The organism is Wenyingzhuangia sp. IMCC45574, from assembly GCF_054182685.1.
Genome location: NZ_CM135169.1, coordinates 2972860 through 2995208 on the forward strand (window position 1 = coordinate 2972860; position 22349 = coordinate 2995208).

Annotated in this window: 17 protein-coding genes, 2 tRNA genes and 3 rRNA genes; 10 read left to right on the forward strand and 12 right to left on the reverse strand. The window is 35.7% G+C overall.

Going from position 1 to position 22349, the window contains the following annotated elements:
- The first annotated feature begins 46 nt into the window (after positions 1-46).
- Positions 47-841: a DUF2797 domain-containing protein gene (locus ACXHHC_RS12660; RefSeq protein WP_458226746.1), complete on the forward strand. Its 795-nt coding sequence runs from the start codon at positions 47-49 to the stop codon at positions 839-841.
- A gap of 52 nt (positions 842-893) precedes the next feature.
- Here the strand turns inward: ACXHHC_RS12660 and rpe are convergent, their stop codons facing one another.
- The 4 genes from rpe to ACXHHC_RS12680 form a co-directional block, all read right to left on the reverse strand.
- Positions 894-1550: a ribulose-phosphate 3-epimerase gene (rpe, locus tag ACXHHC_RS12665; RefSeq protein WP_458226747.1), complete on the reverse strand. Its 657-nt coding sequence runs from the start codon at positions 1548-1550 to the stop codon at positions 894-896.
- A gap of 23 nt (positions 1551-1573) precedes the next feature.
- Positions 1574-2437 (reverse strand): sigma-70 family RNA polymerase sigma factor, encoded by an 864-nt coding sequence (locus tag ACXHHC_RS12670; protein ID WP_010134614.1) that lies wholly within the window; start codon positions 2435-2437, stop codon positions 1574-1576.
- Between the two features lie 153 nt (positions 2438-2590).
- A complete protein-coding gene (locus tag ACXHHC_RS12675) occupies positions 2591-3349 on the reverse strand; it encodes a hypothetical protein (RefSeq protein WP_458226748.1) in 759 nt (252 codons plus the stop codon).
- Positions 3350-3580: 231 nt separating this feature from the next.
- Complete coding sequence (locus tag ACXHHC_RS12680) at positions 3581-4519, reverse strand: endonuclease/exonuclease/phosphatase family protein (RefSeq protein WP_458226749.1); 939 nt, start codon at positions 4517-4519, stop codon at positions 3581-3583.
- Between the two features lie 133 nt (positions 4520-4652).
- Between ACXHHC_RS12680 and hflX the strand changes: the two genes are divergently transcribed.
- Complete coding sequence (gene hflX / locus ACXHHC_RS12685) at positions 4653-5876, forward strand: GTPase HflX (protein ID WP_458226750.1); 1224 nt, start codon at positions 4653-4655, stop codon at positions 5874-5876.
- Between the two features lie 16 nt (positions 5877-5892).
- Here hflX and ACXHHC_RS12690 read toward each other — a convergent pair whose 3' ends face one another.
- The 6 genes from ACXHHC_RS12690 to ACXHHC_RS12715 form a co-directional block, all read right to left on the reverse strand.
- Positions 5893-6948: a hypothetical protein gene (locus ACXHHC_RS12690; RefSeq protein WP_458226751.1), complete on the reverse strand. Its 1056-nt coding sequence runs from the start codon at positions 6946-6948 to the stop codon at positions 5893-5895.
- A gap of 128 nt (positions 6949-7076) precedes the next feature.
- A complete protein-coding gene (locus ACXHHC_RS12695) occupies positions 7077-8114 on the reverse strand; it encodes a hypothetical protein (RefSeq protein WP_458226752.1) in 1038 nt (345 codons plus the stop codon).
- A gap of 159 nt (positions 8115-8273) precedes the next feature.
- A complete protein-coding gene (locus tag ACXHHC_RS12700; RefSeq protein ID WP_458226753.1) occupies positions 8274-9110 on the reverse strand; it encodes a DUF3078 domain-containing protein in 837 nt (278 codons plus the stop codon).
- Positions 9111-9121: 11 nt separating this feature from the next.
- Positions 9122-9631: a DUF2480 family protein gene (locus ACXHHC_RS12705; protein WP_458226754.1), complete on the reverse strand. Its 510-nt coding sequence runs from the start codon at positions 9629-9631 to the stop codon at positions 9122-9124.
- 59 nt (positions 9632-9690) lie between these two features.
- Positions 9691-10011 (reverse strand): iron-sulfur cluster assembly protein, encoded by a 321-nt coding sequence (locus tag ACXHHC_RS12710; protein ID WP_458226755.1) that lies wholly within the window; start codon positions 10009-10011, stop codon positions 9691-9693.
- Positions 10012-10026: 15 nt separating this feature from the next.
- A complete protein-coding gene (locus tag ACXHHC_RS12715; protein ID WP_458226756.1) occupies positions 10027-10452 on the reverse strand; it encodes a SufE family protein in 426 nt (141 codons plus the stop codon).
- Between the two features lie 100 nt (positions 10453-10552).
- Between ACXHHC_RS12715 and ACXHHC_RS12720 the strand changes: the two genes are divergently transcribed.
- A complete protein-coding gene (locus ACXHHC_RS12720; protein WP_458226757.1) occupies positions 10553-11473 on the forward strand; it encodes a PfkB family carbohydrate kinase in 921 nt (306 codons plus the stop codon).
- Positions 11474-11531: 58 nt separating this feature from the next.
- On the forward strand, positions 11532-13406 hold the full coding sequence (locus ACXHHC_RS12725; RefSeq protein WP_458226758.1) for an amidophosphoribosyltransferase: 1875 nt from the start codon (positions 11532-11534) through the stop codon (positions 13404-13406).
- 82 nt (positions 13407-13488) lie between these two features.
- Here the strand turns inward: ACXHHC_RS12725 and ACXHHC_RS12730 are convergent, their stop codons facing one another.
- Positions 13489-14103 (reverse strand): response regulator transcription factor, encoded by a 615-nt coding sequence (locus tag ACXHHC_RS12730; protein ID WP_458226759.1) that lies wholly within the window; start codon positions 14101-14103, stop codon positions 13489-13491.
- Positions 14104-14479: 376 nt separating this feature from the next.
- On the opposite strand from ACXHHC_RS12730, the gene ACXHHC_RS12735 reads away from it, so the two are divergent.
- From ACXHHC_RS12735 to rrf, 6 genes are all read left to right on the forward strand, one after another.
- The gene (locus tag ACXHHC_RS12735; RefSeq protein WP_458226760.1) at positions 14480-15031 is read left to right on the forward strand and encodes a hypothetical protein; all 552 of its coding nucleotides are present in this window, start codon (positions 14480-14482) and stop codon (positions 15029-15031) included.
- A 518-nt stretch (positions 15032-15549) separates the two neighbouring features.
- Positions 15550-17069 (forward strand): 16S ribosomal RNA (locus ACXHHC_RS12740).
- Positions 17070-17153: 84 nt separating this feature from the next.
- Positions 17154-17227 (forward strand) — tRNA-Ile (locus tag ACXHHC_RS12745).
- A 156-nt stretch (positions 17228-17383) separates the two neighbouring features.
- A tRNA-Ala gene (locus ACXHHC_RS12750) sits at positions 17384-17457 on the forward strand.
- A 244-nt stretch (positions 17458-17701) separates the two neighbouring features.
- Positions 17702-20479: ribosomal RNA gene (locus ACXHHC_RS12755) — 23S ribosomal RNA — on the forward strand.
- Positions 20480-20686: 207 nt separating this feature from the next.
- Positions 20687-20795: ribosomal RNA gene (gene rrf / locus ACXHHC_RS12760) — 5S ribosomal RNA — on the forward strand.
- Together the 16S, 23S and 5S rRNA genes with 2 tRNA genes alongside form the textbook arrangement of a ribosomal RNA operon.
- A gap of 534 nt (positions 20796-21329) precedes the next feature.
- Here the strand turns inward: rrf and ACXHHC_RS12765 are convergent.
- Positions 21330-22232 (reverse strand): DUF72 domain-containing protein, encoded by a 903-nt coding sequence (locus ACXHHC_RS12765; protein ID WP_458226761.1) that lies wholly within the window; start codon positions 22230-22232, stop codon positions 21330-21332.
- Positions 22233-22349 lie beyond the last annotated feature (117 nt).

Sequence of the window (22349 nt, forward strand, 5' to 3'; positions counted from 1 at the left end):
CTGTTTAAAAAGCATATATTTGATGTATCTAATTTAGTTTTTTTCTATGAAATATCAGGGAGTATTAAAAAAAATGGTGACTGAAAACGCAGATTCTATTCAATACTATTTAGATACTGAAGGACATGTGTTGAATTTGAATCAGTTACTAAATAAAAATATTGCAATTGCATTCGACGGTTATCAATGTTTAAGCTGTGGTTTAGAAAAGAAAATTTTTAGACAAGGACATTGTTATAGCTGTTTTTACGAGCAACCTGCTGTTGCAGATTGGGTAATGAAGCCAGAATTAAGCAAAGCGCATTTGGGAATTGAAGATAGAGACTTAGCGTATGAGAAAAAAGCACAATTACAACCGCACATTGTTTATTTGGCATTGTCGAGTAATGTAAAAGTTGGAGTTACAAGAAAAACTCAAATTCCTACTCGTTGGATAGATCAAGGAGCCAATAAGGCAATTGTATTTGTAGAAGTCCCTAATAGGTATTTAGCAGGGGTAACAGAGGTTGCGCTTAAAGAATTTGTTAGTGATAAGACAAGTTGGCAAAAAATGCTTAAAAACGATGTGGCTGATGAAGATTTAATTGAGTTTAAAGATCGATTAAAGCAGCATTTACCAGAGGAAGTAAAACAGTATTATATAGCAGATAATACCATTTTAGATTTAAACTACCCCGTAGAGAATTATCCTACAAAAGTGTCGAGTTTAAATTTAGAAAAAGAAAACTCATACCAAGGTGTTCTTAAGGGAATAAAAGGACAATACTTAATTTTTGAAGATGGTAAAGTCTTTAATGTAAGGTCTAACGAAGGTTATAAAGTAAATATAGAAATAGCATAAAAAAAACTCATCTTTTTAAAGATGAGTTTTTTGTTTTATAAAAAAGATGATACTAGTTAATCATTGCTTTTAATTCTTTAACCGTTTTAATTGGGTCTTCGGCACCAAAAACATAACTACCAGCAACTAGAACATCTGCACCAACCTCTATTAGATTGTTTGCGTTTTTGTCTGTAACACCTCCGTCTATTTCAATTTTAGTATCACAACTTTTAAATGTAATTAAATTCTTTAATTGTTGAACTTTAGTATATGTGTTTTCAATAAAAGATTGACCTCCAAAACCAGGATTAACACTCATGATACAAACCAAGTCTAAATCGTGAATGATGTCTTCTAAAACAGATATAGGAGTATGTGGGTTAATAGCCACACCCGCTTGCATTCCTTCTGCTTTAATTGCTTGAATGGTTCTGTGTAAATGCGTACAAGCTTCGTAATGTACTGTTAAAATATCTGCACCACACTCTTTAAATGTTTTAATGTACTTGTCTGGCTCAACAATCATTAAGTGAACGTCTAAAGGCTTTGTAGCGTGTTTTTTAATAGCTTTCATAACCGGCATTCCAAAAGAAATGTTAGGAACAAAAACACCATCCATAATATCTATATGAAACCAATCCGCTTCACTTTCGTTAATCATTTCAACATCTCTTTGGATGTTCGCAAAATCGGCAGCTAATACCGATGGAGCAACTAATTTACTCATCTTTATATATCTTTAAAATATGATTAACCTAAATAAGTCATTAAAATCTTACTTCTAGAAGTATGCTTTAATCTTCGGATGGCTTTTTCTTTAATCTGACGTACACGTTCACGAGTCAAATCGAAAGTTTCTCCAATTTCTTCTAAAGTCATTGGTTGGTGTTCACCTAAACCAAAATACAATCTTACTACATCTGCTTCTCTAGGAGTTAAAGTTTCCAAAGCTCTTTCAATTTCAACTTTTAAAGATTCGTGTAATAAAGTTTTATCTGGGTTTGGAGACTCACCCGAGTTTAATACATCGTATAAGTTAGAATCTTCGCCTTCAATTAATGGAGCATCCATAGAAACGTGACGACCAGAGTTTTTCATAGACTCCTTTACATCGTTAACGGTCATGTCTAACTTCTTTGCAATTTCTTCTGCAGAAGGAGGTCTCTCGTTTTCTTGTTCTAAGAAAGCATACATTTTGTTGATCTTGTTAATAGATCCAATTTTGTTTAATGGTAAACGTACAATACGAGATTGTTCTGCCAATGCTTGTAAAATAGATTGACGAATCCACCATACAGCATAAGAGATAAATTTAAAACCACGAGTTTCATCAAAACGTTTAGCAGCTTTAATCAAACCTAAATTCCCTTCGTTAATTAAATCGGGTAAGGTTAATCCTTGGTTTTGATATTGTTTTGCTACAGATACAACGAAACGTAAGTTAGCTTTAGTCAAACGTTCCAAAGCGGCTTGATCTCCAGCTTTGATTCTCTGAGCTAATTCTACCTCCATATCGGCAGTAATTAAGTCTACTTTTCCAATTTCTTGTAAATATTTATCAAGGGATGCAGTTTCACGATTGGTAACCTGCTTGGTGATTTTAAGTTGTCTCATCTACTTTCTTCTTGTTATAAACTATAATGTGTCTTTCTATATACGAGAGACAAATGCTTTTTGTTACAAAAAGAACGAAGTTTTTTTAAAAATATTTTTCAAAACGTAAAAAAGGCAGTTTTGTGTAAAACTGCCTTTAAATGTATAATGATGTTATTTCTCATCGGGTTTGTATTCCGAAGGTAATTCTACTATAGGATCTGAGTGGGTATCTATAGTTACACCAGAGGTGGCAGATTCGTCGTAGAATACAATATAATCGATACTACAACCTTGTGCACGTCCAGATAAAGTTAATGTGTAAGTTTCGCCCTTAATAAGATTGTAGGCAACTTTTTGTTGTACTTTATTACCTTCAACATGAGATTCTAGTTTTATAAGAGAACCCCATTTACGGACTCCTCTTCCCCAAAATTTGTGGTTAGATTTTAATTGAGAAGTAGGGTAAGCACAAGCAGTGGTGTAATTTCCCTCTAATTTTAGCCAAAGGTCATTTCTTTTATCTCCAAGTTCATATCCCGCTTCAGAACAATGTGCCGATCCTGGAGTACATGATTCTAAAGGCTGCAACATTCTCATAATAATTCTAAATTTAGCTGTTTTGGTAGCTTTAAAAGTGAATTCAATTGGAGATGTTGCTGCTCCTCCATTTAAGTTGTTACCGGTAAATTCTAAATAGCTATTGTTTATAGGTTCGGAACCATCGTAAGTAGTATAGTAACCTGTTTCTCCTTTGGTTCTAACTACCCATAACCCTAAATCAGATTCGGTAGTTTCTGGTTCAAATACAATAAAATCTTTAGCGTACTTTACTCCGTTGGTTAAGGTTGGATCTGTACTAGGATCAAAAATTTCAAAATCTTCGTCTTGTGGTTCTTCGTTAGGTTGTTCCTGAGCTGGAGGGATAAACATTGAATTATCTTCATTTTTGCATGAAAATAGAACGAGAGTTGTTAAGATTAGTAATGATAGTTTTTTCATTGGTCTGTTAGTTTTTTGATATTCCTATCAAAATTATAGATTTTTTAAGCTATCTGTAAAAAATCAACAGAACGGATGTATTAAATACTGCAATGAATGTTTGTAATTGAGAATGTGTTAGGTTTTTTCTCTGTAGGTGTGAACTAGATGGATACTAGATAGCTATTTTTTGAACACAGAAAAGACTGGGAAATGATCGCTAAATCCACCTCTGTAAAATTTTCCGATGTAAGTTCTTAAAGGCTCCCCTTTATTTCGTCCAGTCCAATCGGTTAAAAAGTCTTTGTTGTAAATTTTTGCTTTTAAAAACTGGTTACCTGTTGCCTCTTTAAATGAATTGCTATGTAAAATTTGATCGAATAAGTGCCAAACACCATTGTGGATTAAACTCCCTTTTTTTTGAGCATACAAATCACTCATAGGGTTCTGAATGTTTTCTTTCATCAGATACTTAGAAATACTTTCAGAAACAGGATCGTCGTTAAAATCTCCCATGATTAGAATTTTAGCTGTAGGGTCTTGGCTAATAATTAGGTCTATTCTAGCTGTTAATATTTCGGCTAAGGCAATTCTTTTTAAATGTGTTTTGTCAATTCCCTTCCTTCTAGAAGGCCAGTGATTTACAAAAATATGGGTAAACTCTCCGTGTAGATTTCCTTGTACATAAAGGATGTCTCTAGTGTCATCTTTTATACCGCTTGGTTCGTATACTTGTACAGCTATAGGTTCTGAGTGTAGTAACTCAAAAAAATCTTTGTGATACAACAAAGCAACATCTATACCTCTTTCGTCGGGAGAATCATAATGTACACAGTCGTAGTTTAAGTATCTTAACGTTTCACTGTGAATAATATCAATAGCAACTTGTTTGGTCTCTATTTCTGCCAATCCAACTAAAGTAGGAGGAAACATACAGTCGTCTGTTCCTATTTTTGAAATGACCTTGGCTATTTTGTTGATTTTATGCTGGTAACGATAGTGTCCCCATTTTTTTCTTCCTTGTGGAGTGTAATCAGTATCAAGCGTATGTGCATCATCCTTATAGTCAAATAAGTTTTCGGTGTTGTAAAAAGCTATTGAAAAAAGGTTGTCTTCTACCACTAGGAGTGTTTTTTTAAGGGCGTAAAGGTATCTTTATTTGATAAAAATTTAAAGAAAAAAAGATTTTAATTTTAATAATGTATTGCTATTTGGTGTGAATGATGATACAAAGGGAATTATGTACCTTTGTAGCATGATAGAAGCAAAAAAAGTTACCTCTGAAAAAGCGGTTTTAGTTGGTGTTATTACACAGCATCAAGATGAGGAAAAATCGACAGAGTATCTAGATGAATTAGAGTTTTTAGTAAATACAGCAGGTGGTACGGCCGTTAAAAGGTTTGTGCAAAAGTTAGAAAGACCAAATCCTAAAACTTTTATAGGGGCTGGGAAGTTAGAAGATGTTAAAGCTTATATAGTAACGCATGATATTGGTACTATAATTTTTGATGATGAGCTTTCTCCTGCACAGTTAAGAAATATAGAGAAGGTTTTAGACACTAAAATCTTAGATAGAACCACGTTAATTTTAGATATTTTCGCTCAAAGAGCACAGACTAGCTATGCAAGAACGCAAGTAGCCTTGGCTCAATGTCAATATCTATTGCCTAGGTTAACAAAGTTATGGACACACCTTGATAAGCAAAAAGGAGGTATTGGTATGCGTGGTCCTGGAGAAACAGAAATAGAGACAGATAGACGTATTGTCCGCGATCAAATTTCTTTATTAAAGAAGAAGTTAGAAAGTATAGATAAACAAATGGCTGTTCAACGAAAGAACAGAGGACAAATGGTGCGTGTTGCTTTGGTTGGTTACACAAACGTTGGTAAGTCTACCTTGATGAATCTAATTAGTAAAAGCGAAGTTTTTGCTGAAAATAAATTGTTTGCAACGTTAGATACTACTGTAAGAAAAGTTGTTATTAAAAACGTTCCTTTCTTAATGACCGATACAGTTGGATTTATTAGAAAACTACCTACTCAGTTGGTGGAGTCATTTAAATCTACTTTAGACGAGGTTCGTGAGGCGGATTTGTTGTTACATGTAGTAGATGTTTCTCATCCTAGTTTTGAAGATCATATCAATTCTGTAAATACAATATTAGAGGAAATTAAGAGTAATGATAAGCCTACTCTTATGGTTTTTAATAAAATTGATAATTACAAACATCAAACAATTGATGAAGATGATTTAATGACAGAAAAAACAGAAAAACATTTTACGCTAGATGAGTTAAGAAAAACGTGGATGTCTAGATTAGAGAATGATTGTGTTTTTATTTCTGCTATTGATAAAAATAACATAGAAGAGTTTAAAGATATAACGTTTGAAAAGGTTCGTGAAATTCATGCCAAACGTTTTCCTTATAATAACTATTTATACGCAGAGTACGATCAGGATGGAAACAAAATAAATTAGAGGAGAGACTAAATAGTTAAAGTTTTATTTCGTTATCATAATCATAAATTTGTTGATCGGTGTCATCAAGAATTAATTCTTGTATAATTATTCTACCATTGTTGTTAATAAAGATAGAGTTGATAAGGACATCTGAATCGTAAGCAATGTTTTGTTGGTCCATTCCTGCTTTTAAGTTTGATTTAAAGATTTCTTTTTTGTTAAAATAGAATTCAAAATCAAATTCTTTACTGATTTTTATACCAACTAAGTTTGTGTTATCCGCTTTCCAATCGTTGGTGGTAAAGCTGTTTGTGGGATTAAACGTATAGGAATCTGTACCATTGTTTGTAGGATTGGTATATACTATTTGTGTGGTGTACTTTTTTGCGCTAGGATGAATTTTAATTCTAATGGAGCTAAGGTATTTTTTATCACCTGAATTTAAGGGCTTTTCAAAAGCATAGTATATTGTATAGTTATCCTCGTCAATTTTGAAGTTGAATGGGATTGAATTAATTTTAAAAGAAGCTGCTTGCGGAAGCTTGTTTTCTGTTCCAAGAGGAGGTGTTAAATTAACAAGTGTAGCTGCGTATTTAGTAGCACCTTTTAAATCTATTTCTAAAGCATTATCGTTGTGTGTATGTGTTGTTAGGTTAAAATGTTTTTGCCAAATACTTGTTTTAAGATTTTTAAAATCTTCGTGATACCTCCCCAAAACAATAGGCGAGGCAATAGTGTATTGTCTACTCTCGTCCTTGTATTTTAGTTTTATAGCTATTTCGTATTTCCCTTTTAGGTCGGGTGCTTTCCAGGTTGCTCCTGTTCTATTGGCTCCTGTAAATGTTCCTCCACTAGAAAGCCAATCAATTTTAGCTTCTTTAGGTACCTCTTCTCCTAAGTTTACGTTTATAGACATCGTTTTTCCATAAATAAGGGAGTCGTTTGTTAGGCTAAAAGATTCTATAACAAGTTGGTTTGCATCAAATTCTACAGATTCCTTTTTTTTGGAGCATGAACTTATAGAGGTAGCGAAAATAAAGATCGCAATTCGGAGGAGGTGTCTTTTTTTCATAGCATATATAGTATTCATAAAAAGGATACACATTCAAAAAAAATGAAAATAGGGGTGAGAATGTGTAGTTTCTTATGTCTATCTAAAGCTACGTTTTTTTTATAGAAATTAAAAACACCCCTTACCATAAGGGGTGTTTTCTGGTGTTATAAACTTATATGGTTGTCGTAGTCATATAAGCCCTGACTAGTATTGTCTATAATTACTTCTGAAATATTTATAGCAGCATAATTAAAGATGTATAGATACTCTACAGGGTTCTGTGCTCCGTGTATAATGTTTTGGCGAGTTAAGTAATTACTAATATTTATAGTGTAAATATTGTTTTTGTTTATATAAAAGTTAAGTTCAAAATTTTCGCTTATTTGCAGTCCAATGTCATTGTAATCATCGTTGTTCCATAAGGTGTTGTTAATTTCTGCTCCTCTTATATTAATGTATTCGTCTTTTTCTTCTATTTGATTGTATATAGTAAGCTGGACTAAATATCTTTGTGTTTTAGGAAAAATTCTAAATCTGATTGATCTTAAGTATTTGTCTGTGCTAGTTACGTTTGTTGGCTTTTTAAAACCGTAAAGAATTACGTAATTGTTAGAGTCTTCTTTAAAATCTGCTGTCTTTGCTTTTGTTTTTAACGAAATAGATTGTGGAATTTTATTGTTGCTTCCTAAAAAACTTTTTAGTTTTATAACACTTGTGCTGTAGCTTTGGTTTTGTTTAGGTTTTACCTCTAGGCTTTTGTCTATGTGTTCGTAGGAAGTGGTTGCTGTGTTAAATGACCAAATAGCATTGTTTAAGAATGTTAAAGGGTCGTAGAAAGCACCTACAACTGTTAAATTGGTAACTTTTAATTGTTTGGTAATGCCTTTGTGGGTAACATTCACAAATACTTCATAAGTTCCTTTTGTACTAGGAGCTTTCCAAGTAGCCTGGTTTTTTGTAGTGTTAGAAAAAGTTCCACCGCTAGCTTCCCAGTTAATTTCAAAATCATCTAAGTTAGCTATCCCAAGATCAAAATTTATAACTGAGTTTTGTTTGTAGATTAGTTGTTCTTTACTTACGGAGTAAGATTCTAAGCTTAGTGAATTTACATCTAATGTTTCGGTTGTTTCTGTGCTACAAGAAGTAGCTAAAAATAGAGTTGTAATTGTAAGTAGCGTTAATAAAAAATTGCTCTTTTTCATATTGTGTAATTTAATTTAATACATGAGCGCAAAAGTAGCAATTGATGTATTTTTTATGTGGAAATTATATTTTTTGTTAAGTACATATGTTTTTTTTAAAGAAAAAAACTCCCATACATAAGCTGTATGAGAGTTTTTATAATGTGTTTTTTGTTAGTCTTAGAACTTGTAGTTTAGTCCTAGTCCAAATACTTCTCTTACCTGAACCTCGCTAACCGCATTGTCGTCGTATATAGCCTGTCCTACAATATTAGCAGATAAAAACTTGTTTACTTTCATTGCTATGTTTAGGGTGTAGTCAATATCTACATTTCCTGCATCTTCTAAATAGTTAGCGTATAAGTTTAAAATGTTTTCGAACGTAACATTTTTAAACAATTCTGCTTTGTAGTATGCAGCAATGTTTGCTCCTAATTCAAAACGACTTGTTTTACCCTGATCAACACCAAAGGCACTTCCGTTTTCTGTAAATTCTGAGTTTACAAAAATACCTCTACCAGAAGCTGGTGTAATGTTTACTTTTAAATTGTCAGACTTTTTCCATAGCATACCTGGACCACCTTGTAGGTAAGCAGGAGAAAAGAAATCAGAAATACGATTTGTTTGATTTGCATCTAAACCTTCGGCAAATTGAGTTTTTAAATTAGCATAAGCAGAGAAGTACCAATATTTCCCTGTCTTTTTACCGTAAAGAGAAGAAATTTCTAGGCGATCGTCTGTTTTTTGCAATCCTCCATTCCCACTTATTTTACTTAATCCGTAAGCAAATAAGAACTTATTGTCCCAAACAACATCTTCTTTTTTGTAGTTAGCATCGTAATTAATACTAGCATTAGTTGCTATACTACTAACACCACCACCTTGCCAGTTGTTGTTAAAGGCAGATTGGTTAAATAACAAATTAAAATTTCCGTTTTTTTTCCAATTACTTTCTTTCTCTTGAGAAAAAGAAACCATTGTACACAGCATAATTGCTGATAGAACTAGTTTTTTCATAATAAAAATATTTAGTTTTTAGGTTTCTTATACAGAGGTACTGTAGAACATGCTTCTCCATACATAATGCTTTTGGCTACAGGAATAAGCTTTTGAGTTAACAGTGTATAAGCGGATTCAGGAATTGGTTTGTTAGCACAACCTTTAATTATTACAGGTTTGTTAGTGTATTCCTGGGTATCAAGTTTGTTAATAATCTCTGTGTATAAGATAGATTCTAGCAAGTTTAAATCTCCTACAACACATTTTTTAGCAAAAGGACTTGCTTTAGATGAAAGCAAAAGGTATGCCCACGACGGAATAATTGCATCTTCAGAACAGGTAAAAGCAACATAAGAGTCTTGTAGTTTAGACCAGTCGTAGCTTTCTACATGTGCTCTAAAGTCATTTTCTCTAAGAATTATTCCTTCAAATAGCCAGTCTTTAATATCAAATAAGATTCTTTTTCCGTTAGGGTAAAAATCTTCAAGATCTATATTTTTTAGGTTGCTATTTGCAACTCTATTTACAATTTCATCCATGTTTTAAGGTGTCAAGTGCCAAGTATCAGGTATCTCGCTACCTAATACTTGTTACTAAATTAAAGAAATCCTAATTCTAATTTTGCCTCTTCGCTCATCATATCTTGTGTCCAAGTAGGTTCAAACGTTAATTCTACTTCGGTAGTGTCTATTTCTTCCAAAGCACAAACTTTTTCTTCTACTTCTTTGGGTAGCGTTTCTGCAACAGGACAGTTAGGCGAAGTTAAAGTCATTAAAATTTTAGCTTCTTTTTTATCATTTACTAACACGTCATATATCAATCCTAGCTCGTATATGTCTACTGGAATTTCTGGATCGTAAATTGTTTTTAAAACATTTACAATTTTATCTCCTATTTCTACTGTTTCTTGTGAGTCCATGTTTGTTTAATTGTTTTAAGCATTTAATTTGGTTTGCATACCTAGGGCATACAGCTTAATTTGTTTAATCATAGATACCAATCCGTTGGCTCTTGTGGCAGATAAGTGTTCTTTTAAACCTATTTCATCAATAAAGTCCATGTTGGCACTTAATATTTCTTTAGGCAATTGGTCGTTAAAAACACGTAACAATACAGCTATAATTCCTTTTGTTATAATTGCATCACTGTCTGCGGTAAAATGAATTTTGTTGTCAACCAATTCAGAATGTAACCAAACTTTAGATTGGCATCCCTTAATTAAATTAGTATCAGTTTTGTATTGTTCTTCAATAACAGGGATAGATTTACCTAATTCTATCATGTATTCATAACGTTGCATCCAATCATCGAACATTGCAAACTCGTCTACAATTTCCTCCTGTATTTCTTTGATAGTCATATTTTAAACTTATTTTTGCAAACGCAAAGATACTGAGTATATAACTAGCAAACAAGGTTAGTTTTAGGTATTGTAAAACACAAAGTTTTAAAGAAAAAACATGAGTAAATTATTGATTATTGGTACAGTAGCTTTTGATGCTTTAGAAACTCCATTTGGAAAAACGGATAAGATTTTAGGTGGGTCTGGAACATATACAGGTTTGTCTGCAAGTAATTTTAAAAATGTAGACACAGGTTTGGTTTCTATTGCAGGAGAAGATTTTCCACAAGAGTATTTTGATTTGTTACATCAAAAAGATATAAATACAGATGGAATTGAAGTTGTAAAAGGAGGAAAGACATTCTTTTGGAGTGGTAGATATCATACCAATATGAATCAACGAGATACTTTAATAACAGAATTAAATGTATTAGAGCATTTTAATCCTGTAGTACCAGAAAAATATAAGGATGCCGAAATTGTAATGTTAGGGAATTTGCATCCCTTGGTTCAGAATGCTGCATTAGAGCAATTAACTAAGAAACCATCTTTGGTAGTTTTAGATACTATGAATTTTTGGATGGATATTGCAATGGATGATTTAAAGATGGTATTAAAGAAAGTAGATGTTATTACTATTAATGATGAGGAAGCACGTCAGTTAAGTGAGGAATATTCATTAGTAAAAGCTGCAGCTCTTATTCATGAAATGGGACCTAAATACGTAATTATTAAAAAAGGAGAGCACGGAGCATTGTTGTTCCATCAAGGAAAAGTGTTTAGCGCACCTGCGTTACCATTAGAAGATGTGTTTGATCCTACTGGAGCAGGAGATACTTTTGCAGGAGGTTTTGCAGGATACTTGGCAGAACAAGAAGATTATTCTTTCGAAAATGTTAAAAATGCAGTTATTTGGGGGTCTAACTTAGCTTCTTTTACTGTAGAAAAGTTTGGAGTAGAGCGAATTGCGGAAGTAACTACAGAGGAAGTAAACTTACGTTTAGAGAAATTTAAAGAGTTAACGAAATTTTCTTTGTAATTTTGCGAAAAATTAACAGTTCTAAAACTAAACTAGGACTTAACTAAAAGATACAACTATGTGTGGTATTGCAATGGTAAGGTTGCTTAAGCCTTTAGAGTACTATAAAGAAAAGTATGGTACAGCATTTTATGGAGTAAATAAAATGTATTTGTTAATGGAAAAGCAACATAACCGTGGTCAAGACGGTGCGGGGTTTGCTAGTATTAAATTTAATGTAAATCCAGGGAGTCGCTACATTAGTAGAATACGTTCTAATAAGCCACAACCAATTCAGCATATCTATAAGAAAATTAACACAAGAATTAGTGATGTTATAGATGCGAATCCAGAAAAAAAGGATGATATTGCTTGGTTGGAAGAGAATGTGCCTTATGTAGGGAATCTTTTTCTAGGACATGCTCGTTACGGAACTTACGGAGGTAATTCAGTAGAGAATGTACATCCTTTTCTTCGTCAAAGTAATTGGAGGCATAAAAACTTAATAGTTGCAGGTAACTTTAATATGACGAATTCTAAGCAGTTGTTAGATGAGTTGATAGAGTTAGGGCAGCATCCAAAAGAAAATACAGATACGGTTACGGTAATGGAGAAGATTGGTCATTTCTTAGATGATCAAGTTGAGTCTATATACCAAGAAATAAAAAAGGATTATACTAAAAAAGAAGCTTCTCCTGTTATTGCAGAGAGAGTAGATATTGCAAAAATACTTAAAAGAGCTACTAAGAGTTTTGATGGAGGGTATGCTTTGTCTGGACTGTTAGGGCATGGAGATGCTTTTGTAATGAGAGATCCTAATGGAATTAGACCTACTTTTTATTACCAAGATGATGAGGTGTTGGTGGTGGCTTCTGAGCGACCAGTAATTCAGACAGCTTTTAATGTAGATATGGATAAGGTGAAAGAATTAGATCCAGGTCATGCAATTATCGCTAAGAAAAGTGGAGAAATTACCATTAAAAAAATATTAGAGCCAAAAGAGAAAAAAGCTTGTTCTTTCGAGCGTATTTATTTCTCTAGAGGTAGCGATGCGGATATCTATCAAGAGCGAAAAGATTTAGGAGTTAGAGTTTTTCCTCAGGTAGTAGATAGTATTGATGGAGATATTGAAAATACAGTTTTCTCTTATATTCCAAATACAGCCGAAACATCTTATTATGGAATGTGCGAGGCTGCAGAAGACTACTTAAATCAGCAAAAAATAAAAGGAATTCTTTCGGGAGGTAGACAGTTAACTGCTCAGGAAGTGGGAGATATTTTAGCTGTTAGACCACGTTTTGAAAAGTTGGCTATTAAAGATGCTAAATTAAGAACCTTTATTACTTCTGATGATAGTAGAGATGATTTGGTAGCTCATGTATACGATGTTACTTATGGAGTGGTGAATAAACAAGACAATATTGTTATTATAGACGATAGTATTGTAAGAGGGACTACACTTAAGAAGAGTATTATAAAGATATTAGATAGAACAAGTCCTAAAAAGATTGTAGTTGTTTCTTCGGCACCGCAAATTAGATACCCAGATTGTTACGGTATTGATATGGCTAAACTAGGAGATTTTATTGCTTTTAGAGCAGCTGTTGAATTGTTAAAAGAAACAGGACAATATCAAATTGTTACAGACGTATATAATAAGTGTGTAAAGCAGAGAAGTAAAGAAGATTCAGGAATAGAGAATTTTGTAAAGGAAATTTATAAGCCTTTTACTCCAGAGCAAATTTCGGCTAAAATTTCTGAGATGTTAAAGACTTCTGAGATTAATGCAGATGTTGAAATTATATTCCAAACCATTGAAGGGTTGCACGAGGCTTGTCCAAACCATGAAGGAGATTGGTATTTTACAGGTAACTACCCAACAGATGGAGGGAAGAGAGTAGTGAATGAAGCTTTTATTAATTTCTATGAAGGAAACAATAAAAGAGCCTACTAAGCAACTATTGTAATATGTAGTGTATAAAACAAAAACATCCGCCAATTGGCGGATGTTTTTGTTTTATAAAGGTTTTGACTATTTATACAACTATAATACCTTCTTCTATGCCGTACTTAATAAGTTCTATGTTGTTCTTTGTAGCTGTTTTTGCAAAAAGATTTTGTTTGTGAGTTTTAAGAGTGTTAATGCTTATTCCTAGAAAATCGGCAATTTCTTTCTCAGAGGTAAAATCGAAACAGGCTTTAATAATATCTATCTGTCTTTTTGTAAGGTTGTATTTTTCTTTGATGTTTGTTTTTTTAGTTTTTAGTGGTTTCCTTCTTTTTAGAACATTTCTAATCACATTCGGAAAATCTTCTAGAACTCCTTCTTTACTAACGAAGTCATCAACTCCGCTGTCCAGTGCTTCTTTTTCTATAATTTTATTGGCATATGTGGTAAGACATATAATTTTAAATGGAATTTCGTTATTTCTTATTTGATCTATGAAGTCTGTGGATTTTTGTCCTTTAAAACTTAAGTCTAGTACCAGGGCATCAAAAACTTCGGTGTTGCAACTTTGTATTGTTTCTTGCAGCGTGTTGCAGGTGGCTAGTACTTCAATATCGCTTTCTCGGTTTAAGTATTCTTTTAAAGCATCAGCAAAAAAAATATTATCGTCTGCAATAATTATTTTGTGTATTTTTTTTTTCATAACAAGCATATTAAATCTTGAGCAAAGTTAATTAATTTCTTTTGTATCTCTTGTTTGAGGTTTTTTGGTTTAAAAGTTTAGTTTGTGTCCTTTAGACTTTAATTTTTAATCACTATAACCTTTAATTAACATACAGCGGCAGATTTTTGTTTTTCTGTTTTAAAACAGTTTGTGAATTTGATAAAAAGAAGGGGTTAAAAATGGTTATTTTTCAATAAGCTATTTTTCTTCTTTTTTATTGATTTGTGAACAGGCGTTAAAATTGTAGTTTTCGTGAAAATAACTGTTTGTAAATAAGGTTGTTATATTTCATATTCCCTTAAACTACAATAAGTATTACTGCTCTAACTTTGTGATAAACAAAATCATATAAGTTATGAGGAAATTTTTATTAGTTGCAGTATTATTGTTGGTAGGAGTAACAACTTACGGACAAAATTATAACTATCCAGTAGGATTGTATAGTTATGGAACATTATCAACTTTGAATAACAATGTAGTAGATTCTATTTCAGTAGTTGATCAAACTAAGCAAATTAGAAGGATTAATGGACAGGTAGTACAAAGAAATCAAAACTATTCATATCCTGTAGGACTCTATAGTTATAGTTCTTTAAGGAATTCAGATTCTGAATTTGTAAAAAAGGCTAAAACTAAGAAACAGATATATGCGGAAGCATTAAAGAGTAGAAATGAAAAGTCCAGAAAGAATATAGTTATAAGAAAAGCTAAGACAGAGGTGTTGGTAAGATATAATGGAAAGTATTCTAGTATAAAATTAATCAATCTAAAGGGGCAAGAAGTCAAAGCAGATTTTAGTAAGAAGTATAAGGGGTTAATTGTTCCAAGGTCTAAAGCAGAACAAAAGTACTTTTTAGAGGTGGTTAAGAATAAGGCAAACACTTATTACCACCAAGTGACGCTTTAAGGGTTTAAGATAGTTAGTTAAGTTAGTTTATAAGTAAAAGGGTTGCTTCTGTTTTAGAAGCAGCCTTTTTTTTGTGATTTATTATGTTAGCCTTTAAGCCTTTACAAACTATTTTAAAAAAAGATTAAAAAGCGCATTGTTTAAGGGAAATAGTTGTGTATCTTTGCACCCGCAAACGCAGTAAGGCAAACGAGCTGAGTTAGCAAAGTTCATTAGCAGGGTAGGAGTTTTTAAGTTACAGATTATCATTAAGATAACTAGTTTTAGTTGTTTGATTAAGGTGTTAATTGAGACTTAAAATTTTCTTAAAAAAAACTTAAAAAAAGTTTGTTTTAAGAAAGAAAAGATTCTTACATTTGCAGCCCGCTTCGGCGGAGTAACAAAAGCCACTAAGTGGTTAAGTTCATTGAGAAATTTAAAATTGACAGCGCGAATTAAAGAGTAGATCGCATGGAAGATTGCTGAACTTGTTTCAGTATCACCATAGATTTTTTTGAGCATCGAAATATAAAAATATAACGATGAAGAGTTTGATCCTGGCTCAGGATGAACGCTAGCGGCAGGCTTAACACATGCAAGTCGAGGGGTAACAGGGATAGCTTGCTATTTGCTGACGACCGGCGCACGGGTGCGTAACGCGTATAGAACCTACCTTAAACTGGAGAATACCCTTTGGAAACGAAGATTAATACTCCATAGTGTTATTGAATTGCATAATTTGATAATTAAAGATTTATTGGTTTAAGATGGCTATGCGTCTTATTAGCTAGATGGTAAGGTAACGGCTTACCATGGCAACGATAAGTAGGGGTCCTGAGAGGGAGATCCCCCACACTGGTACTGAGACACGGACCAGACTCCTACGGGAGGCAGCAGTGAGGAATATTGGTCAATGGAGGCAACTCTGAACCAGCCATGCCGCGTGAAGGATGACTGCCCTATGGGTTGTAAACTTCTTTTATAGAGGAAGAAACGCAGATACGTGTATTTGTTTGACGGTACTCTACGAATAAGCACCGGCTAACTCCGTGCCAGCAGCCGCGGTAATACGGAGGGTGCAAGCGTTATCCGGAATCATTGGGTTTAAAGGGTTCGTAGGCGGGCTGATCAGTCAGAGGTGAAATCCCATAGCTCAACTATGGCACTGCCTTTGATACTGTTAGTCTTGAGTCATATGGAAGTGGATAGAATATGTAGTGTAGCGGTGAAATGCATAGATATTACATAGAATACCGATTGCGAAGGCAGTCCACTACGTATGTACTGACGCTGATGAACGAAAGCGTGGGGAGCGAACGGGATTAGATACCCCGGTAGTCCACGCCGTAAACGTTGGACACTAGTTGTTGGAATTCTTCAGTGACTAAGCGAAAGTGATAAGTGTCCCACCTGGGGAGTACGGTCGCAAGATTGAAACTCAAAGGAATTGACGGGGGCCCGCACAAGCGGTGGAGCATGTGGTTTAATTCGATGATACGCGAGGAACCTTACCAGGGCTTAAATGTAGGATGCATTATTTAGAGATAGATATTTCTTCGGACTTCTTACAAGGTGCTGCATGGTTGTCGTCAGCTCGTGCCGTGAGGTGTCAGGTTAAGTCCTATAACGAGCGCAACCCCTATCGTTAGTTGCAAACAGGTAAAGCTGTGGACTCTAGCGAGACTGCCGGTGCAAACCGCGAGGAAGGTGGGGATGACGTCAAATCATCACGGCCCTTACGTCCTGGGCTACACACGTGCTACAATGGCAATGACAGCGAGCAGCCACTCAGCGATGAGGAGCGAATCTATAAACATTGTCACAGTTCGGATTGGAGTCTGCAACTCGACTCCATGAAGCTGGAATCGCTAGTAATCGCATATCAGCCATGATGCGGTGAATACGTTCCCGGGCCTTGTACACACCGCCCGTCAAGCCATGGAAGCTGGGAGTGCCTGAAGTCGGTCACCGCAAGGAGCCGCCTAGGGTAAAACTGGTAACTAGGGCTAAGTCGTAACAAGGTAGCCGTACCGGAAGGTGCGGCTGGAACACCTCCTTTCTAGAGAAAAAAAGGTGTTTAAAGAAGTTAGGTTTACTTTTTAATTGCTGTTAATTTTTAATGATATATAATACAATCACATAGAGTCTCGTAGCTCAGCTGGTTAGAGCGCTACACTGATAATGTAGAGGTCGGCAGTTCGAGTCTGCCCGAGACTACAACAAGCGAAGCTTGTCTAGTAAGACAGGTAGAGATAAAAAAAGACAACTTAGTTGTCAGATTGTATTAAAAAAGGAAATTCTAGAAGCAGATAATTACAAATTACGAATTAGTAATTACTAATGACTAACTACTAATTACTAACACTAGTATAAGGGGGATTAGCTCAGCTGGCTAGAGCGCTTGCCTTGCACGCAAGAGGTCATCGGTTCGACTCCGATATTCTCCACAATAATAGCTATAGGCTCTATGCCTTATGCTATAAGCTGCCAAGCCTAATGCGTATAGCATAAAGCTTACAGCGATTAAAGTTCATTGACATATTGATAAAAAATATTTAAGAGAAAAATATTTTACTTGAGTAGACATACAAATTTAGTAATTAGTATAGAGTACATAGTACAAAGTATTAATTACAAGAATTATAAAATAATTACAGTTTAACTGTAATAAATTAAAGACGCAAATAGGTACAATAAGCTAATTAAGGGTGTATGGCGGATGCCTAGGCTCTCAGAGGCGATGAAGGACGTGATAAGCTGCGATAAGCTTCGGTTAGGTGCACATAACTTTACCCGAAGATTTCCGAATGGGGCAACCCAGTATATTGAAGATATACTACCGAGAGGAGCAAACGTGGTGAACTGAAACATCTAAGTAACCATAGGAAGAGAAAATAATAATGATTTCGTTAGTAGTGGCGAGCGAACGCGAATTAGCCCAAACCTATTTTGTTACGGCAAAATAGGGGTTGTAGGACTGAGTCATCAAGAAACAATTGAACTAGAATCCTCTGGAAAGTGGAGCGATAAGGGTGATAGCCCCGTATAGGTAAGAGAAGTTATTGTATCAGATTCCTGAGTAGGGCGGGGCACGTGGAACCCTGTCTGAATCTGCCGGGACCATCCGGTAAGGCTAAATACTCCTGAGAGACCGATAGTGAACTAGTACCGTGAGGGAAAGGTGAAAAGAACCCTAAGTAAGGGAGTGAAATAGATCCTGAAACCGTACACCTACAAGCGGTCGGAGCCCTATGGGGTGACGGCGTGCCTTTTGCATAATGAGCCTACGAGTTACTTTATCTAGCAAGGTTAATGTATTCAGTACAGGAGCCGTAGCGAAAGCGAGTCTTAATAGGGCGTTTTAGTTAGGTTGAGTAGACGCGAAACCTGGTGATCTACCCATGGGCAGGTTGAAGCTCTGGTAACACAGAGTGGAGGACCGAACCCGTTGACGTTGAAAAGTCTTGGGATGACCTGTGGGTAGGGGTGAAAGGCCAATCAAACCAGGAAATAGCTCGTACTCCCCGAAATGCATTTAGGTGCAGCGTTGTGGTTAGTTATATAGAGGTAGAGCTACTGATTGGATGCGGGGGCTTCACCGCCTACCAATTCCTGACAAACTCCGAATGCTATATAATATACACAGCAGTGAGGGCATGGGTGCTAAGGTCCATGTCCGAGAGGGAAAGAACCCAGACCATCAGCTAAGGTCCCCAAATATATACTAAGTTGAATAAACGAGGTTTGACTGCCCAGACAGCTAGGATGTTGGCTTGGAAGCAGCCATTCATTTAAAGAGTGCGTAACAGCTCACTAGTCGAGCGGTCGAGCATGGATAATAATCGGGCATAAGTATATTACCGAAGCTATGGACGAAAGTGGTAGGGGAGCATTCTAGTTGTGTTGAAGGTGTATCGTAAGGTATGCTGGAACGGCTAGAAAAGAAAATGTAGGCATAAGTAACGATAAGGCGGGTGAGAAACCCGCCCTCCGAAAAACTAAGGTTTCCTCAGCGATGCTAATCAGCTGAGGGTTAGTCAGGGCCTAAGGCGAACCCGAATGGGGTAGTCGATGGACAACAGGTTAATATTCCTGTACCTGCACCCGTTAAAAGTGACGGATCTCCCAGATGCTTGCGTACTGACGGAAATGTACGCTGAGCCTAGACTTCGGTCGAAGCGAAAGTAAGTAAGAGGTTCCAAGAAAAGCGAGGGATGCAGCCTGTACCGTAAACCGACACAGGTAGTTGGGATGAGTATTCTAAGGAGCTCGAGTGATTCATGGCTAAGGAACTAGGCAAAATCGACCCGTAACTTCGGGAGAAGGGTCGCCCATCTTCGGATGGGCCGCAGTTAAAAGGTCCAGGCGACTGTTTATCAAAAACACAGGGCTCTGCTAAAACGAAAGTTGATGTATAGGGCCTGACACCTGCCCGGTGCTGGAAGGTTAAGTGGAGGGTTTAGCTTCGGCGACGATCTGAAATGAAGCCCCAGTAAACGGCGGCCGTAACTATAACGGTCCTAAGGTAGCGAAATTCCTTGTCGGGTAAGTTCCGACCTGCACGAATGGTGCAACGATCTGGACACTGTCTCAGCCATGAGCTCGGTGAAATTGTAGTATCGGTGAAGATGCCGATTACCCGCTACGGGACGAAAAGACCCCGTGAACCTTTACTATAGCTTAGTATTGGCTTTGGATAAGTAATGTGTAGGATAGGTGGGAGACTTCGATCATGCGTCGCTAGGCGTGTGTGAGTCATTGTTGAAATACCACCCTTTGCTTATCTAGAGTCTAACCCAGCGATGGGGACAGTGCTTGGTGGGTAGTTTGACTGGGGTGGTCGCCTCCAAAAGAGTAACGGAGGCTTCTAAAGGTACCCTCAGTACGCTTGGTAACCGTACGTAGAGTGCAATGGCATAAGGGTGCTTGACTGCGAGACTTACAAGTCGATCAGGTTGGAAACAAGAGCATAGTGATCCGGTGGTTCCGCATGGAAGGGCCATCGCTCAAAGGATAAAAGGTACTCCGGGGATAACAGGCTGATCTCCCCCAAGAGCTCACATCGACGGGGGGGTTTGGCACCTCGATGTCGGCTCGTCACATCCTGGGGCTGGAGAAGGTCCCAAGGGTTGGGCTGTTCGCCCATTAAAGTGGCACGCGAGCTGGGTTCAGAACGTCGTGAGACAGTTCGGTCTCTATCTGTAGCGGGCGTTAGAAATTTGCGTGGATTTGACTCTAGTACGAGAGGACCGAGTTGAACTAACCTCTGGTGTATCAGTTGTTCCGCCAGGAGCATTGCTGAGTAGCTACGTTGGGAAGGGATAAGCGCTGAAAGCATATAAGCGCGAAACCCACCACAAGATGAGATTTCTTTAAAGGGTGGTTGTAGATCACGACCTTGATAGGATACAGGTGTAAAGGTGGTAACATCATAGCCGAGTATTACTAATAACCCATAGGCTTATGTACCTTGCGGGCTTTAATAATTATGATTTAAATTTTAGTACAAAGTATTAAGTACATAGTACAAAGAAACTCAAGAAAAAATAGACATAAAATCTTAGATATTAGTTATCAATATGTACAACATAATTAATTACGAAATGATTAATTAGGAATTACGAATGCATTATATAATTCGTAATTTACTAAATCGTAATTTGTAATTGACAACCTTAAGGTGATTATTGCAATAGGGCTCACCTCTTCCCATCCCGAACAGAGAAGTTAAGCCTATTAGCGCAGATGGTACTACCACTGGTGGGAGAGTATGTCATCGCCTTTTTTTTATCCTGAAATAAATTCAGGATTTTTAAACCCTGAACCTAGTTCAGGGTTTTTTATTTTATAACAATCCTTCATTACATTAGTAGTGAAGGATTGTTTGTTTTAGATACTTTTTTACTGGATATAATATGAGTGAAGGAGTGAAGGAGTGAAGGAGTTGAGGAGTTGAGGAGTTGAGGAGTTGAGGAGTTGAGGAGATGAGGGGGAAAGGAGTGAAGAAGTTGAGGAGTGAAGGAGTAAGAATCATGACTCTTGGTTCTAATATCTAATAACTGATATCTAAAAGTCTAAAAAAGTGTTAGGGATAGCAACGGCATCCTTTTGGTGATAGAGCTTAGCTTGTTTAGATTAGGAATAATGTTTTAAACAATGAGTAACCATTTAAAGAGAGAGTAACCTACACCAAAAGATATAGTGGATAGCCCGACCCTTGATTAAAAGGGAAACACCCAAAAACAATAAAGCCGAATCTATGAATTTAGAATTGAGATATAGGTTTTGAATTAACTTTTACTGAGCTTAGATAGTTTTTTTAGAAAAGACTGGTCTGAATTCCATTAATATCGTCTAAAGTTTTAGGAACTTTTAAGTCTAATCCTAGTCTTTGATTTAGCTTTTTAATAAAATGAGCAGATAGTAATACCGATTCAATTTCAATATTTTGATGTACAAAGAAAGCAATGGATTCAATTCCTTTGTTTGCCCAGCTTTCTATTCTGTCAACCCATTGTTCTAATCTTTTAAAGTCTGAGGAGTGATTGGATCCAACAAAACGAATAAATACTTTGGAGTTGGTTAAGCTCATGTGTATTAAATCTCTTCTTCCAGCAGTATCGGTGATAATATTACTAATGTTTTTATCTGAATACAAATTGTAGAGTTTTTCAGAAATGGTTGGATTGTTAAACCAATCCGTATGTCTTAGTTCTACAGATAATGGAATCTCTTTAGGCCAGGTTTGTATAAAGTCTTCTAGATAGTTAAATTCATTGGGAGCAAAGTTCTCGTTCATCTGAAGGAAAATAGAACCTAATTTGTTTTCTAGTACAGACACATTGTTTAGGTAATTCTCTACAATAGGATAACAGTTATGGTGCAGTTGATGGTAATGAGAAATTTCCTGAGGAATTTTTGGATAGAATTTAAAGTCAGCTGGTGTTTTATCGTACCATTTTAGGAACTGCTCTTCTGGGTACAGTTTGTAATAAGTAGCATTTAGTTCGATACTGTTGAATTGAGAACTATAGTAATTCAATTCATCCTTAGTCCCGCTAGGGTAAAAATCTTTTAAATCTTGTCTGTTCCACTTAGCACAACCAATGGAGAATTTAGTTTTCCCAATAAAAGAAGTATCAAATACATTTTCTGTAAATGCGTGATCTTTTGGGATGGTAAAATCTAGAAGTTCTGGGTTGGCTACTTTTCCGAATTGCATAGTACCAAAGATAGGTATTAGGCATTAGATTTTAGAGTTAAGATATAGGAATTAGGACTTTCCGTTGTGTGGTGATTCTCGGTTCGTGCGACCTTACTCATAACAAATGTGCAGCTA

Bases quoted from the DNA above. Each gene is read 5' to 3' on its own strand.
- ACXHHC_RS12660 (WP_458226746.1), top strand. From the start codon at position 47: ATGAAATATCAGGGAGTATTAAAAAAAATGGTGACTGAAAACGCAGAT.
- rpe (WP_458226747.1), bottom strand. From the start codon at position 1,550: ATGAGTAAATTAGTTGCTCCATCGGTATTAGCTGCCGATTTTGCGAAC.
- ACXHHC_RS12670 (WP_010134614.1), bottom strand. From the start codon at position 2,437: ATGAGACAACTTAAAATCACCAAGCAGGTTACCAATCGTGAAACTGCA.
- ACXHHC_RS12675 (WP_458226748.1), bottom strand. From the start codon at position 3,349: ATGTTTATCCCTCCAGCTCAGGAACAACCTAACGAAGAACCACAAGAC.
- hflX (WP_458226750.1), top strand. From the start codon at position 4,653: ATGATAGAAGCAAAAAAAGTTACCTCTGAAAAAGCGGTTTTAGTTGGT.
- ACXHHC_RS12690 (WP_458226751.1), bottom strand. From the start codon at position 6,948: ATGAATACTATATATGCTATGAAAAAAAGACACCTCCTCCGAATTGCG.
- ACXHHC_RS12695 (WP_458226752.1), bottom strand. From the start codon at position 8,114: ATGAAAAAGAGCAATTTTTTATTAACGCTACTTACAATTACAACTCTA.
- ACXHHC_RS12700 (WP_458226753.1), bottom strand. From the start codon at position 9,110: ATGAAAAAACTAGTTCTATCAGCAATTATGCTGTGTACAATGGTTTCT.
- ACXHHC_RS12705 (WP_458226754.1), bottom strand. From the start codon at position 9,631: ATGGATGAAATTGTAAATAGAGTTGCAAATAGCAACCTAAAAAATATA.
- ACXHHC_RS12710 (WP_458226755.1), bottom strand. From the start codon at position 10,011: ATGGACTCACAAGAAACAGTAGAAATAGGAGATAAAATTGTAAATGTT.
- ACXHHC_RS12715 (WP_458226756.1), bottom strand. From the start codon at position 10,452: ATGACTATCAAAGAAATACAGGAGGAAATTGTAGACGAGTTTGCAATG.
- ACXHHC_RS12720 (WP_458226757.1), top strand. From the start codon at position 10,553: ATGAGTAAATTATTGATTATTGGTACAGTAGCTTTTGATGCTTTAGAA.
- ACXHHC_RS12725 (WP_458226758.1), top strand. From the start codon at position 11,532: ATGTGTGGTATTGCAATGGTAAGGTTGCTTAAGCCTTTAGAGTACTAT.
- ACXHHC_RS12730 (WP_458226759.1), bottom strand. From the start codon at position 14,103: ATGAAAAAAAAAATACACAAAATAATTATTGCAGACGATAATATTTTT.
- ACXHHC_RS12735 (WP_458226760.1), top strand. From the start codon at position 14,480: ATGAGGAAATTTTTATTAGTTGCAGTATTATTGTTGGTAGGAGTAACA.
- ACXHHC_RS12765 (WP_458226761.1), bottom strand. From the start codon at position 22,232: ATGCAATTCGGAAAAGTAGCCAACCCAGAACTTCTAGATTTTACCATC.